Origin of the sequence: Chitinophaga polysaccharea, from assembly GCF_007829335.1 — a bacterium.
Taxonomy (GTDB): domain Bacteria; phylum Bacteroidota; class Bacteroidia; order Chitinophagales; family Chitinophagaceae; genus Chitinophaga; species Chitinophaga polysaccharea_B.
Map to the genome: position 1 here is coordinate 229,390 of NZ_VIWO01000006.1, position 16,733 is coordinate 246,122.

Annotated in this window: 6 protein-coding genes; 2 read left to right on the forward strand and 4 right to left on the reverse strand. The window is 46.9% G+C overall.

Annotated elements, in window-relative coordinates; genetic code table 11:
- The first annotated feature begins 98 nt into the window (after positions 1–98).
- Entirely contained in the window at positions 99–734 is a 636-nt protein-coding gene (locus tag FHW36_RS20290; protein WP_145671413.1) for a DsbA family protein, read from the forward strand.
- An 11-nt stretch (positions 735–745) separates the two neighbouring features.
- Complete coding sequence (locus FHW36_RS20295; protein WP_145671414.1) at positions 746–1,243, forward strand: GNAT family N-acetyltransferase; 498 nt, start codon at positions 746–748, stop codon at positions 1,241–1,243.
- A gap of 293 nt (positions 1,244–1,536) precedes the next feature.
- Here the strand turns inward: FHW36_RS20295 and FHW36_RS20300 are convergent, their stop codons facing one another.
- From FHW36_RS20300 to FHW36_RS20315, 4 genes are read right to left on the reverse strand one after another with little or no spacing between them, the layout of a single operon-like run.
- Positions 1,537–4,020, reverse strand: coding sequence for a Calx-beta domain-containing protein (locus tag FHW36_RS20300; RefSeq protein WP_145671415.1), 2,484 nt, complete (start codon positions 4,018–4,020; stop codon positions 1,537–1,539).
- 43 nt (positions 4,021–4,063) lie between these two features.
- The gene (locus FHW36_RS20305) at positions 4,064–6,208 is read right to left on the reverse strand and encodes an OmpA family protein (RefSeq protein WP_145671416.1); all 2,145 of its coding nucleotides are present in this window, start codon (positions 6,206–6,208) and stop codon (positions 4,064–4,066) included.
- Between the two features lie 21 nt (positions 6,209–6,229).
- Positions 6,230–7,144, reverse strand: coding sequence for a PorP/SprF family type IX secretion system membrane protein (locus FHW36_RS20310; protein WP_145671417.1), 915 nt, complete (start codon positions 7,142–7,144; stop codon positions 6,230–6,232).
- 59 nt (positions 7,145–7,203) lie between these two features.
- Positions 7,204–16,557, reverse strand: a complete 9,354-nt coding sequence (locus tag FHW36_RS20315; protein WP_186452540.1) for a Calx-beta domain-containing protein — start codon at positions 16,555–16,557, stop codon at positions 7,204–7,206.
- Positions 16,558–16,733 lie beyond the last annotated feature (176 nt).

Consider the following 16,733-nt stretch of genomic DNA (forward strand, 5'->3'; position numbering starts at 1 on the left):
AATTGCTGAGAGCGAATGAGCGCTGCGGATACTATCTCCTAACAGCCCCATTCGCTTTCATCGTTTTATGCTTTCCCGTACCTTTGAAAAAAAACACCATGAGGCTCACATATATCTACGATCCATTGTGCGGTTGGTGCTACGGATTTACCCCCGTTATACAACAGCTACAGGAACGCAATAACGGAACCATGACCTTCGACATCCTCTCCGGGGGAATGATCATCGGTGATAACCGCCACCCGTTTTCCTCCATGGCCGCCTATATCCAACGGGAACATACCAATGTGGAAAACATGACCGGCGTGAAATTCGGCACCGCCTTCCTGGAAAAATTACTGCCTTCTGCCGAAATGATGGATTCGGAAAAACCCAGTATCGCGTTAACCGTTTTCAAACAATACCAACCCGAAAACGCCATCAGCTTTGCGCATGATATGCAGGTGGCACTAAATTATTCCGGGCTAAGCCTCAACCAGGACAGCACCTACTGCACATTGATAAAAAAATTCAGCCTGCCGGAAGATGAATTCATCGATCGCCTGCACCAGGAACATTACCGCTATGAAACACACCAGGAATTCCAGTTAATCCAAAACTGGGGGATTACCGGCTTCCCGGCCGCTATCCTTGATACCGGTAAACAACTTTACCTCTGTGCCCGGGGGTTTACGCCACTGGAACAACTCGAACAAACCATCGAAAACATACTGAAAGAAGACAGCACCTTATAACACCAGCTACTATGTACCAGATAACGTCAGCAACGGTAAATGATATTCCTGTTATACAGGACCTCACCAACAGGATTTGGCGCCCTACCTACCAGTCTATCCTCTCCCCCGAACAAATCGAATATATGCTGGAGATGATGTATAGCACCGCCGCGCTCGAAAAACAAATCAACGCCCTGCAACACCAGTTTATCATCCTGCTAGACGATAATTACCCTATCGGTTTTGCTTCCTATAGCGCCACTGATACGCCCGGTATTTTCAAATTGCATAAAATTTATCTCGACCTTAACTACCAGGGAAAAGGCGTAGGCAAAATGCTGTTGTCAACAGTAGCCGACCAGGTAAAGGCCCGCGGAGCCAGCATCCTGGAGTTGGATGTGAACCGGTTCAATAAAGCAAAAATCTTTTATGAAAAGCAGGGATTCAGCGTATACAAAGAAAAAAATACAGACATCGGAAAGGGCTACCTGATGGAAGACTATGTAATGCGGAAACCGTTGCCATAAAAAAGCCCGGTAAGGATATACCAGGCTATTCCCAAGTTAACCATTAAAAGACACAACTCTTTTAAATCAAAATTACTTGTCTATGCTTATATACGGGTAGCGCCAAATCCCGGATTTCCCCAATATAAAAAAAGCAGCATCTTTTATATTGTAATATAAAAGATGCTGCTTTTTAGTCTATTATTAAGATGGTAAGGAATCCAATTAGTCAGTAAAAAAATCCCGCATAGTAAACTATGCGGGAATGTAGGTGTGCCTGAAGCGCGTATATCGGTTATTGATCCAAGCCGTTATTATTTGGCTGTCAGCACGGAGCCTTCGTCATTATCATCATCGTGGATAACGGCTATGGCTTTGTTGAGCTTCAGCTCAGGGGAAATTTTCAGCATCCCTGCATTGCCGGCTGCGGTGGCATCACGCAGCTTCACAATTACCTGTGCATCGGGTTCCTTCACACGGTCGTTTACCAGTGCTACCTGGATATCCGTTTCGCTGAACGCACAATCACCGGTAATTTTCACCATGTCGCCATTCATGATAACATAGTCTTTACCATAGGCAGCGGTGCTAGTGGAGTCAACACCGAAGAAGATATTGATATCACTACCTGTACAGTTGGTTTGTACAGACTGGTCAGCAGCTTTTACCAGGATACATTTAAACATACTTACCGGGGCAGTGGCAGATTCGTTGGCATCTGTCAGTTTAACCAGGGTAATATAGGCCGGTTGATCCTGTATGTACTGGGAAGCAGAAATAGAGGTAACGTCTCCGTTGTAACCTACCACTGCTTCATTTTCTGCCTTGATTTCGCTCAATACCAGTACCACGGTTTCAGCCAGTTCAAAACGGTTGTCGTCTTTCACTTTTACATTCAGGCTGGCAGTAGTGGCGCCGCTATCAATCGCGAAAGGCGCTTTAATACTGCTTACAAAGTCGGCGCCAGGCAAAGCGGTACCATTACCAAACTTATAGGTCAGGCGAACGGGCTTGGAAGTGGCATTGATCAAGGGCGTATTATCTCTCTTAAATAAACCGGCAGAAAATACTACATCAGTACCTGGCTCCGCCCCATTGCTACCACCTATAAACTTCACCATGGCTGGCTGATCGAGGATCGTTACTTCACCTTTGGCCTTAGTCAGGTAAAGGTCGGAAGCGTCCAGTATTTCTACGTGGAAAGCTTCTTTACCCTCTAACAGGTTATCACTTTTTACAGGTATCTGTATACTTTTGGAGATAATAGCACCTGCTGCAAATTCGGAAGGCACAAAGGAAATAGTTCCTTCGGTAACATCGAAATCGGCCGCACCAGCGCTGCCTTTATGAGGGATGGTTTTATAATGTACGTTAACGGGTGTACGAACACCATTACTTCTCAAAAATCCGGATAAAGTAATGGTCAGCGTAGCATTGGATAAACCATTCAGCGGCTCAGATACAGCGATATCGTTGATAGAAACGCCATGGCTGATCTTAATGATACGGTTGCCATCTTCATCGCCACCACCAGCTGCAATGATTTCGCCGGAAGGGCTCATCAGCAGGGAAGCCAGCGATGTTTTAGCATCGTATTTACCCAGCTGTTTGTCGAACATCATTTCGCCATCGGGACTTACTTTGATCATACGGTAGCCTTCCCGGGTTACTACGCAGATTTCATCGTCTTCTGTCAGTAATAAATGCTGAAAAACGGAGCCCATGTTTTTGTCTACCACAGTAGTTCCATCGGGCAGCAACTTTACGATCTTACCGGTGTTGTTGGTGATGTTACCTCCAGCGGCTACTACTTTACCATTTTTACCTACTTCCAGGGCATATAATGCAGCATCTGTTTCCTTGTTGAACAATTCTGTTCCATCAGGACGCAACTTCACGATACGGCCTTTATCTTTTTCTTCTGCACAGGCAAAAATCTGTCCCAGGTCATTTACTTTGATGGCATTGAATTTACCATCTACGGTGCTGTATTCTTTGTCAAATACTACCTGTCCTTCCGCGTTTACTTTAGCAATGCGGCTGGCGTTGCCGGTTCCATAAGCACCACCGCCCATAGCCAGTACAGCACCATCTTCCAGCAGCAGCATCTTTTCGAAAATAGCGCCTGGTTTACCGAAAGAAAGCTCAAATTGCTTTTCTCCCTTACCATTTACTTTCACCATGTAAGCTTTACCTTGTCCATCCCCCACGTCGCCACCTACAGCAACAATGTTCTCATCTTCATCTATCAGCACATTGGTAAATACGTTATGGGCGCCAAATCCTTTGTCGAATTCTACGCGGCCATCCGGCGTCATTTTGGTGATACGGGCCTGTGCAGGCTTGCTGCCATCTACTCCTACGGTAATGTAGTTACCATGACGGTCTACAATTACCCGGGTAAAATAGCCGCCCTGGCCATTCCCGATGCTTTTGTCGAATATTACTTCCCCGGTAGCCGACAACTTGGTGATGCGGGCATTACCATAGGCAATGGTACCACCACCCACGGCTACCAGCTCATTCTTGGGTAATAAAAGCATGTCCTGGTAAGCTACCAGTCCGCCTTTGTTCAGTTTGGCATTGTAAATAAGGTTTCCTGTGGAAGACAATTTGGTGATACACCCATTATCTGTTCCCCCGCCGATAGCAACAATAGCGTTGTTGTCTGCAATAGCCAGTTTCTTATACTGGTTCTTGGGACCACTGAAGCTCTTGTTAAACACCACAGGCATTTCCTGTGCGAAGGCTTGTGAGCCAAGCGCCAGTAAAAGCATTAGTGAAGAAATCTTGTTCATTTGTGTTAGTTTGATATACGCTAAAAAATAACCGATAAAAAGTTTATAAAATCCGGATCTCGCAGCGCCTGTTCACTCCCTGTAACTGGATGAAAGCATCCCGGTTGCCCGCGAGGCTGTAGTGGGTAGCTACCCATACCGGTTTGGTAGATCCGAAATAATTGATCCTGACTTTGTCCGCATATACGCCCCTGCTCAGCAGGCATTCCTGTATATACATCGCACGGTTCCGGGAAAGCGACAGGTTGTACTTTTCCGTTCCGATAATATCGGTATGCCCGTTCACCAGTATTATTCTGTGTGGATTGGCCTTCCAAACCTTGAAAATAGAATCGATCTTGCGCCACTCCTGGTCCTGTGGCACATAGGAATTAAGATCATAGTAGATAACGCCTGGAACCCGCCACAATATTTCCAGCGCTTTTACAGTACTGTCGGTGAGCAGCGTATACGCTTTACCGTTACTGGCGGCCGGGTAACCAGCAGATCGTTGCCAGGAAACCATTTCCGGGCTGCTGTAAGTGGCCTCGCTGGTATAAACAGGTGCCATTGCTGGTGTGCTGCCTACAGATGAAGTAACGGTTTGGCTGGTAGCAGGACTGGCATTCTGCCAGGGAATCATTTCAGGAGAGCTGTCTGCAATATCATTGGCATAGTTGGTTACCTTACGCTCCGGCTCCGCCGCCGCCACGGTGGCTGGCTTCACTACAGCAGGAGTCACCACCTGTTGTTCCACAGGTTGGTTATCATAGCGTTTATCACCTACTAAAGTCAGCTGTTGACGGCTGTCCGCCTGGTTCATGGTATAAGGCACTCTATCGTCTTCTTTTACTGGCTTGCCGGGATAGGGCAGATCCAGTTGTTTCAAAGGATTTTTCTTCAGGTTTAACACATAAATATGATCATTATCATGTGCCCCTGAACGGTCTGATGTAAAATATAATAATAGCTTCTTTTCGTCCAGGACGGGATTCAGGTCATCAAACTGTGTATTTACCGGGTAAGGCAAATGCACGGTGCCTTCTTCCGGCTTTTTGATGTTGATCACGAAGATGTCCAGCCCACCAAAGCCACGAAGGCCATTGGAAGAAAAGAACAACTGCTCTCCGATAACGAAAGGATATAGCTCATTTCCATTGGTATTTACCTGGGGCCCCATATTCACAGGTGTTTTCCACCGCTTTTCCTCCTTATCCCAGTCAGCATAGTATATGTCTGTTCCGCCGAAGCCTCCAGGCATATCGGATGCAAAGTACAAACGTTTACCGTTCGGTGCAACTGATGGATGCAGGAAAGAGTAAGATGCTGAATTTTTTCCCAGCTTTACAGGTACCGGTTTACTCCAAACATCATGCTCCGGCTGGTAAACAGCCGATAATAGCTGGGTGCCATTATTATAGTTGATGTAAGAATTTTTATCATTCTTTACATCGGTAAACCGGTTGGAGGTATAAATCACCTTCTTACCATTATCAAAAAAAGAGGCCGGACCTACCTGTAATACACCTCTCAGGCTATTATTAAACGGTTCTATACCGTCTTCTGAAATCTGGTACAGCCTGGAGTTAGTGTAGAAGGTTTGCTGGTCCTTTTGCTTAAAATCGTTGGAAAGAAAAACGATATTATCCTGGTATAAGGCCAGTCCATATTGGTAACCAGGTAAGTTTAACCGCAAACTGTCTACCCGGATATTGGCCATAGAATCGCGGTTAAAGAACTGGTAGTAGTCTACCAGTGAAGCCTGCAGGTTGGTAAACCGGGCATTGTCTTTATAGCTTTGGGCATACACATCACTGAGCTGTTGCGCCTTGGCTACCCTCCCGGTACGTTTCAACAGGTCGATGTAATTGGTTACATCGGTCACCAGGATATCTTTCTCCGGCTTATAGAGCAGTTCGTCGTATAAGCTGATTGTTTTTTCAAACTGTCTCGTTTCAAAATACACCCTGGCCAAGGTAAATTTAGCCCGGCGTGATACTTCTTCAGAAGCTCCGTTATTGATCACACTATTACACAGTGAGATGGCCCCGGCATATTCCTGTCGCTTATACAGGCGTTCTGCACGCTTTGCTTTAGCCATACTCCCCAAGCCCCCCAACTGCACATGATCCTTTACGAAACTACAGGAAACAAACAGGGAAACAATGCTCAGAAAAAGTATGAGGGAATAGAAATTAAACTTTCGCATACTATTCTTGATTTGATTAAATTAGAAATATCGCGGCGCTACCACTTTCCACTTCGACCAGGAGAAACGATAATTCACCATTAATTCATGGGATACCGTTTGCGCGCCCTTCAGGTTCGACTGCATCGGCGTATCATAAGAGTAGCCGATTTGCAGGTTCTTGGTAGCCTGAACCTGTATCAGGCCGGTCATCGTTTTTTCCGAACGCCAGGAAGCACCCAGCCATACGATGTTCTTTAGCAGGATATTGGCATTCAGGTCGTACTGTAACCCCGCTCCCTTTACCTGCCTTAATAAAACATTGGGCTTTAGCTTTACCGCATCATTGATATCGATCAGGTAACCTGTCTGAAGATAATAATGCGAAGCCACTACCACTTTATTCACACTATTGCCTAAGTCGAAACTTTTGAAAGTGGGGGAAGATATACCGATAAAGAACCGGTCGGTAAATATCATAAACCCAAACCCTACATCGCTTTTCATATAACTCTGGTTATGAGCAAACGTGGGATCTGAAGTGGATAAGGAAGAATTGTCTTCCCGGTATTGGGATATTCCTCCTTTCAACCCCAGCGCCAGGTAAATTTTCTCATTCAGCTTTACCCGTTGAGATACGTTGAAATTAACCTGGGTCTGGGAGTTGACGGTAATCTTTTCATTCATCAGCGACACGCCAAAGCTGGTATTGGTAGCCTTAATAGGCGTGTAAAACGAAGCCGTAGCTGTTTTAGGCGCACCATCTACTCCCACCCATTGATTGCGGCCCACTGCCGTAAGGCTCGACGATTCGTCCATAGATGGATAAGCAGGGTTAATGACCATACCATTGAACATATACTGCGAGTACAGTGGTTCCTGCTGAGCTATCGCCTGCAGGCTGCAGCACCAGCATAAGATCACAATCCCTAATGCTTTCATAAGACGCTTATTCATAGGTATCAGCTTAAATATTTTGTCAAACACATCTTATTAATTGTTGTTTCGTTGGTCCATTACCGTTTTATGACTATAAACCCGGTATAGCGTTCCTTCTTGCCTTCCGGCGTAGTTATTTCAATATTGTAGAAATAAGAACCGTCCGGTACATCATTTCCTACATTACCACCCGCATTGGCTTTTCCTCTAAAATTATTGGACTTGTTGTCATAGTTCTTCAGCTTAAATACAGTGCCACCCCAACGGTTGAATATCACTACTTCGTTATTCGGATACTTCTCAATATTCTGGATATACATCGCATCGTTACCCTGTCCATCGTTGTTTGGCGAAACAGCCGGATGTACGCGGATCTTACCATCTTTACCATCCAGGTAGTCGATATTCTTGTTCTGGTCGAGATTGTATTTACTTACCGAATCAGGCACGCCATCGCCGTCAGAATCCAGGTCCAGGAAATTCGGAATACCATCTCCATCGGTATCATCATCAAACGGATCGCCATTCTTGTTGATATCCTCCTGTTCATCCGTGAGGCCATCTCCATCCGTATCGCAGGTTTTACACATGGCATCATCGTTGAGAATAACGCCGGTGGCTTTATCCGGACTACCAATCGTTGGTATATGCTGACCAGAAGGCACGGTCACTGTCTTCATTTTCACAATAAATGTTTCGTTCTGCTCAAAGGTGGTATCCCCGATAATGTTTACGGCTATCTGCCCGATGGTCTGCATCGGCGCTATCACTGCTTGTTTGATCGTATTATCGAAGTCCTTTCCTGGCGTAGCTTTGAAGTCCATGAATGGGAAGGAAACGCCATCGGTAGATTCTTCAAAGTCGTAGTTGATGGTAATAGGACGGGAGCTTCTGCGACTCAGTTGTACATTGAAGTACAGTGGTGTATTTTCTCCTATATTACCTTCTTTCACGCTGAACTTATCGGCTGCAAATACCAGTGTTAATGGATCATTGTCTGTTACTTCCACCCTGGCTGTGTCTTTTACTCCAGGTTTATATATCATCGAGCTGGAAGCCGGCAAATATGGCAGGATGCTGGCTTTCAGGTAACCATCGTCGTCATTGATATCATTATCGCTGGTAGTGATGGTGAAAGTATGTTGCCTGGTCTGCGCCGGCATGTTAACGGTAACGATATTACCATTCACCGTGCCTTCACCGGCTATAAACGTACGGGCAGCATCCTGGGCAATCTGGATCCGGATCGGAACGTCATGCGCCGCAGTGGCAGGCGATTGCAGTGTGAATTGTATAGCGGCGCCCTCCGCTACAGTTGTTTGAGCCGTAGATATTTCTACCATCAGGGTATCGTTATCGTGAATCACCACGTCGGCCACTGTGTTGGCAGATAATGGCCAGGTTACGCCCTGGATCGTGCTGGTAACAGTGGTCAGTTGCACCTGCACATTTTCATCTCCCTCAACAATATTATTGTCAATCGGATCTACCTTAATATCCGCACCATGTTGACCGGCGGGAATTAATACGGTTCCGCTCAATTTCTGGTAACGGCTATCGGCTACCGCTGTACCGCCAATGGTATAGTATACGTTCACATCTTTGGCGGCGGATAACTGCGTATCTGTAAACTGTACCCGGAAGTAGCCCGATGTAGCAGGTTCAGATGCATCGGCTGTTTTGATAATGGCCATCTGGCGACCAGCTGAATTGCTTTCGTCATCGTGAACGGTTAAGGCCACGGTGTCTTTATCATCCACATCCAGCGCTATATTTTTACCAAACCGCTTCATCTGGGCCAGCATCAGCGATATACGCACCTGTTCATCTCCCTCAATAACTTTATTATCGATCACATTTACGGGCACGGATACACTATTTTGTCCAGCCGGTATAACAGCAGATGTTTGTATCGGTGCAATATTGGTAGTGCCTATGATACTGCTTACATAGAACACTACTTTTACATCGGAAGCAGCGGTCAGGTTACCTGGCAAATTCAGCGTGTAGGCGCCGTTGGTGGCTGGTTCTGCGGCGTCTGCAGTTTTATGCAGTAACACCCGCATATCGCCTGTTTCAGGAATTAATACCATGCCTGGTTGTACGACGGTATATCCTGCTGTACCCAGCTGCACAGCAAATTGCAGCTGCTCATCTCCTTCCAGTACCTGGTCATCTGTTATCTTCAGCTGGTAGGCTTCATTGTGCGTACCCGCCTTTAATACTACCTGCGTCGGGATACCGCTATAGTCAGCATTGTCGGCAGTAGAAGTAATATCTTTATTGATATTGATCACCACATCTTCTGAAGAGGTAATCTGGCTGGCAGCAAACCCAATAGTAACTGCACTGCCACTGCCTTCATGAACAATGGATGAGTCAATACGCATGCTTACTTTCAGGTTCTCCGGATCCAGCCTGGTAGCGTCATCAATGGTCACAGCCATAGAATCGCCTTTCATACCCACGAAATGTTGTGGTTCGGCCACTATCCACAATGCTTCCGGTTGCTCCAGTATAAAATCTGTCTTGGCAGTGAACGAGAAATCTACTCCCGGATCGCCTGCTTTAATCACTACAGTTGTCGGCAGGTTATCGAAATCAGCTGCGGAGGCCACAGACTTACCACCCCTATTCAGCGTTATGGTGAGGTCTTTTCCACAGGTAACGCCAGGCGCCAGGCTCGCATTCAACTTATAAGTATTCCCTTCCAGCACATGTGTTCCCGGCGTAATACCCGTCAGGTGGATAAAGCCGGTGGTGGGATCATCATGTGTTCTGTCTTTGATGGTAATGGTGGTATCTTTTACAACGCTGGCGCTGAAAACCGGATCTGTAATATTACCTGCAAATACCACGGTTTCATCATCTTCCAGGATCTTATCACTTAATGCCTGCAGCACAAAGGCATTAGTTCCTATGTTACTTCCCTTTTTGATAGTAATATCATAAGGAGATGGTAACGCATTGTGGTCGCTATTCACCGCTGTACTTAACGTATTGTCCTTATTAATATGTACCACAATATCTTTACCGGCCTGCAGGTTATTAGGCAATTGCACGCTCAGCGAAGCCCCGGTACCACCCTCATCAATAGCCGCTAAAGTGCTGTTGATGACAACAGGCGCCGGCAATGGGTACTGGCGTGGATCGTCCTGTATGGTAAGTGTAGGTATAGCAATGGTGTAGCTACTGATACCGTCCGATGCCGCTGGCGACAGCGTAATGGTTTCAGGCCCTTCTGTGAAATTGTCGTTTTTAATTTTCAGGCTGGTCACTACACTGTTGCCATTGCTCAGGGTAACGCTGGCCGGCAATACATAATCCAGTCCTGCCTCTGCAGTACCTCCTGTTTGTGGTAACTGTATATTGATAGGTACAACGGTAGTAATGCCGGTTGGCAGGCTAATTGTCACAGCCCCACTGTCGCCTTCTACCAACGGTGATTTGAAGAAGGTTACATTTAACTGAAGATTCGCAGCATTCGCTCTTGTCAGGTCTTTAATCTTCAATGGCAGGTTGTTCACCGTGTAACCATTTACGGTAGCATTGACGGTTACCGTTTCATCTGTTTCCAGTACAGGGTCGGTTTTGGTTTGCAACAGTTCAAAAGTAGCCGTGGTTTGGCCATGCGGCAATACAAAGGAAGTAGCAGACAGCGTATAATCTGCGGGGTTGCTGGCAATAGTCTGACTGTTGTCGACTGCCAGTTGAATAGCTACATCTTTCGTAGAGGCATAAGGAGTAGATACGGTTACCATCACCTTATTGCCTTCTGGTACCAGCGTAGCATCCGGTGTGAGCATAATTTTCCGGGCGCCTGGTTGCAGTTGCGTGATATCTTTTACATAAATGGCGGTAGTGGTAGCCGGCATTTGAGTGTTTCCCTTATTACCATCTACTACAATCGTTCCTTCGTCGTCCAACAGCGGGCTAACGGTAGTAGCAATGGCGCTGCTATTGCCGGATGACTGGTTATTCAAGATGGTAATCGTAGTAGGCAATCCAGACAGGCGCGCTGTGGGGAAAGTGGAGGCTGGATCGTTTTTCTGTAAACTGATCTGCCAGTTCTTTCCAGCTTTCCATCCATGCGGGAAAGTAGCGGTGATAACTGCGCTACCACCTTCGTTGATGCTGTCAGGCACGCTGGTCAGCAGTACGGAATCGCCGGCTGGGAAAGGATATTGCGCGTCATTAATATTCAGGGCAAATAAAGCAGGCGTAAAGGTATAAGTAGCCGTACCATAGTCGTCGCTCGCGGCTGGCGTGATGCTGATCTTTTCCACATCTTCCACCAGGATATCCGATTTCACATCCAGCGTCGCTGTACCGCTGCCGCCACTGTTAAAGGCAAAACTGGCTGGCAGTATATAATCTGTTCCGCGGATAGCCGTTTCCGTAGCCACATTGGATGGCAAGGATATTTTAATCGGTATTTCCGTTGTAACGCCACTTGGCAAATTAAAGTTGATCGTAGGTGTGGTGCCTTCATTTACACCGGTAGCAGGCAGCGTATACGTAATCGCCGTATTAGCAGCTGTTCGGCGGGTAACGTCATCGATAATCATCGCTGTATCCGATACCGTATAACCAGCAGCAGCTACCGTAATGGCCAGGCGCTCATCTTTTTCTATGATCTTATCTTTCGTGGTAGCAATGACCGCATACTGGGTGGTAAACGGGGAAGCGGCACCAGCAGGCAGTTTGATGCTGGTTTGCAAACGGGTGTAATCAGTAGCTGCGGCTTCCGTGCCAGCGCCTACACCCAGGTTGATCACTACATCTTTAGCGGAAGTGTAACCCGCGGGTAAGGCAATAGTGAAGCGCGTACTGTCATCTTCATTGAGGTGATAGCTTACCGGCGCTACTACCAGTTTCTTTTGGGCAGGGTTGGTATTATCCTTAATGTACACACTGGCAGTCTTAGCCGGCATATTGGTATTACCAACGTTACCATTGATTGCAAGAACGGCATCATCGTCAAATACATTATTGGTTGTGGTATTAAATGCCGTAGAAGTGGCCGTACCGGAGTTAGATGCTTTAGTGATGGTAATGCTCGCAGGCACTGTACCATGGCGACTATCGGCCGCCGTTGATTTCACCGCATCTTTCGCCAGGGTGATCGTCCAGTCTTTACCGGCTATCCAGCCATGCGGGAAGGTAGCCGTGATTTGTGCATTACTTCCTTCCAATACGGTATCCGGTACGCTGGTCAGCAGTACAGAGTCGCCGGCTGGGAAAGGATATTGCGCGTCATTAATATTCAGGTCAAATAATGCAGGTGTAAAGGTATAGGTAGCCGTACCATAGTCGTCGCTCGCGGCTGGCGTGATGCTGATCTTTTCCACATCTTCCACCAGGATATCCGATTTCACATCCAGCGTCGCTGTACCGCTGCCGCCACTGTTAAAGGCAAAACTGGCTGGCAGTATATAATCTGTTCCGCGGATAGCCGTTTCCGTAGCCACATTGGATGGCAAGGATATTTTAATCGGTATTTCCGTTGTAACGCCACTTGGCAAATTAAAGTTGATCGCAGGTGTAGTGCCTTCATTTATACCGGTAGCTGGCAGCGTATACGTAATCGCCGTATTAGCAGCTGTTCGGCGGGTAACGTCATCGATAATCATCGCTGTATCTGATACCGTATAACCGGTTGCAGCTACCGTAATGGCCAGGCGCTCATCTTTTTCTATGATCTTATCTTTCGTGGTAGCAATGACCGCATACTGGGTGGTAAACGGAGAGGCTGCACCAGCAGGCAGTTTGATGCTGGTTTGTAAACGGGTGTAATCAGTAGCTGCGGCTTCCGTGCCAGCGCCTACACCCAGGTTGATCACTACATCTTTAGCGGAAGTGTAACCTGCGGGTAAGGCAATGGTGAAGCGCGTACTGTCATCTTCATTGAGGTGATAGCTTACCGGCGCTACTACCAGTTTCTTTTGGGCAGGGTTGGTATTATCCTTAATGTACACACTGGCAGTCTTAGCCGGCATGTTGGTATTACCAACGTTACCATTGATTGCAAGAACGGCATCATCGTCAAATACATTATTGGTTGTGGTATTAAACGCCGTAGAAGTAGCCGTACCGGAGTTAGATGCTTTAGTGATGGTAATGCTCGCAGGTACTGTACCATGGCGACTATCAGCCGCCGTTGATTTCACCGCATCTTTCGCCAGGGTGATCGTCCAGTCTTTACCGGCTATCCAGCCATGCGGGAAGGTAGCCGTGATTTGTGCATTACTTCCTTCCAATACGGTATCCGGTACGCTGGTCAGCAGTACAGAGTCGCCGGCTGGGAAAGGATATTGCGCGTCATTAATATTCAGGGCAAATAAAGCAGGCGTAAAGGTATAGGTAGCCGTACCATAGTCGTCGCTCGCGGCTGGCGTGATGCTGATCTTTTCCACATCTTCCACCAGGATATCCGATTTCACATCCAGCGTCGCTGTACCGCTGCCGCCACTGTTAAAGGTAAAGCTGGCTGGCAGTATATAATCTGTTCCGCGGATAGCTGTTTCCGTAGCCACATTGGATGGCAAGGATATTTTAATCGGTATTTCCGTTGTAACGCCACTTGGCAAATTAAAGTTGATCGCAGGTGTGGTGCCTTCATTCACGCCAGTAGCTGGCAGCGTATACGTAATCGCCGTATTAGCAGCTGTTCGGCGGGTAACGTCATCGATAATCATCGCTGTATCTGATACCGTATAACCGGTTGCAGCTACCGTAATGGCCAGGCGCTCATCTTTTTCTATGATCTTATCTTTCGTGGTAGCAATGACCGCATACTGGGTGGTAAACGGAGAAGCGGCACCAGCAGGCAGTTTGATGCTGGTTTGCAAACGGGTGTAATCAGTAGCTGCAGCTTCCGTGCCAGCGCCTACACCAAGGTTGATCACTACATCTTTAGCGGAAGTGTAACCCGCGGGTAAGGCAATGGTGAAGCGCGTACTGTCATCTTCATTGAGGTGATAGCTTACCGGCGCTACTACCAGTTTCTTTTGCGTAGCATCGGTGGCATCGGTAATGGTCAGCTTCAGGCTGTCTTTTACCAGGATGCCGTTATCGGGCGTCCAACCCACCAGTACCAGGTCGCGGGTATCATCAAATACCAGGTTGGTGGTGGTGTTGATATTGATTTTATTGGAAATGGTAGCCCCGGCGGGAATAATCACCGAATCTACCGGAAAGTCGTAAGTACCTGCAGCGGCAGTAGAAGATCCTCCACGGGCAAATTTCACTTTAACTGGGATTTGGGTGGACAGGCTTGCTGGCAGTTCAGCCCACACATTGGCAGATGCTCCTTCATTAATAGAGGTGGCTGAAAGATGCAACACGATTGGCGCGGTCATGGGCAACTGCGCATCCAGTATTTGAGTAGTATCTGGTGCGGCAGTATAAGTAGTCCCTGCTATATGATCTGTGGCAGTAATAGCTAAAATAAGTGACTCAGTACCTTCTATTTTACTGTCATCTATGATAGTAAATGGAATGGAAACATTATGTCCACCTGCCGGAATCTGCGCCGTACCGGGCAACGTATAGTCGTCTACGGTAGCGATGGATGCATTGTCACGGGTAAGTGTAATATCGATGGGGATATCGGTAGTAACATTAAATGGCAGCGTAGCTACCGCCTGTCCATTGTATGGTTCCTTTAACAGGGCTGGTGCATCTTTTGCTAGGGAGATGGTGGTAAGGGTAGCATCCAACCGCGTAGCATCCTGGATCGACAGGGATTTGGTAGCTGTTTGCACCTGCCCCATTACAGTTGCCTGTGCCTTGAAATTTATCAGCTCATCATTTTCCAGTACGCTATCCTTTACTGCCACAACCGGGATATTTACACCGTTAGAATCTTTGGCAATAGTCACCTGGTGAGGAAACGTAAAATCTTTTAATTCAGTTGCTACCGTACCCGCATCTAATGTCAGGTCTACGGTGGCTGGTTCTGAAGCCAATACACCGGTAGGTAAGGTTACCCGCATATTGTTGCCGGTACCTTCCAGGATTTTTGCCGGTGCGCTCAGGGTGATATTTCTTGGCTCATCGTCTACGATGGTGTAAGTACAGGTAGTTCTCCCTGAAATTTTTACCAGCTGGTTGCAGGGCATGGGTACCAGGCGGAAGGTCATGTGCCGGTTGTATTCCAGCACATCATTTCCGATAATGCGGATATTCTGCAGCGGAATCAGCTGATTGGCAGCATAAGTACCTGCCGGGATCATATAAGCGCCGGTAAAGAGATAGTCCGTTCCTTGCTGGGCCACATGTTGTTCGCCGGCAGCCGGGGGCACCACTTCCATTTTAATATATAATGGAGCTTTAATAACTGTGGCCGCTCCTACTTTTACATTGATGGCCGCGGTAGAAATATTCCCGCTGTTGTTTTCGGCCCCACTCACTGAATCCTTTTCGAAAGACAGTGTAATAGGCTGAGTACCAGTACTAAGCGGGTCTCCGCCGGTGAGGATAATCTGTGTGGGAGCTGTATTGTCTTCGTAATCAATGGCTACCCGGGTTCCAATCGCGGCATTGTCGGGTTTTTGTCCCATATACACTTCAGCCCCCAACCCTTTATTGGACGGATTATTTCCACCACCATCAAAATTATTCAACAGGTTAAATCCATTGATGGCTTCTCTATCCCATGATGATACGGCTGAAAAAGAGTTGAAAGTATTGTAAGCATGATAAGTATGAGATAGTGGTCCGGGGGTGCCGGCAGGATCCATGTTATTGTCGCCGCTGGCACTTCTATAAAAACCTATTACACTGGGAGTGGCAGAACCGACAGGCAAACGGTAGCTCACCGCCCAGGTATTATTTGCGTTTATGGGACCCGACGGAGGCAGCGGATCCTGCATTGCCAGGTATTCACTCAAAAAGAGGTGTACCTGTTGCCCGATCAGGTTATTGTAAAAAGTATAATCAAGGAGAAAATAGGTCTTGGAGCGATCGTAACTGATGGTCATTAATACAGTGGCATCATTCACCACGGTGCTACCGTCGGCATAGGATGTTTTTCCTACCAGGCAAACTTTAAACGGATCAGCGGTGGTACCGGTACCCATAATGTCTGAGGCTTCACAAAACGTTACTGGCAACGGATCGATCGTACGGTTTCCTGTATAAACGTTCTCTATCTTAAAAGCCGTTTTTATCCCCAGGGTAGTAGAGTCATTGGAATCTTCAAATCCCGTTTCAGTTTTCCCCTTCCGGAATACCTGGTAAGTACCGTTGGCATTGATCTGTATTTTCAGTTCACTGTTGGCGGATGTTCCCCCGGTAGGATTAATAATGATCGGGAATTGCTGTGCGTATACTCCAACGCTAATGAGGGAAAAAATAATCGCCAGGTACCATACCTTCTTCATAAACAGGCAGATACGAAGGGACATACCTTGCTTCGTCGATTTCATAGGATGGGAAAGGAGTAACATATAAGTTCGTAAATTTCTATTTATACATATAGATTTTTAATCAAAAAATGTGGAAACAATCCTTAGTAAAACCCTATATGCGAATCTCTAATTGGCTCTCCCGGCAGCGCTAATACTATTCTACTCCTCTGTTATAACTGAAAGACCAGCCGCCG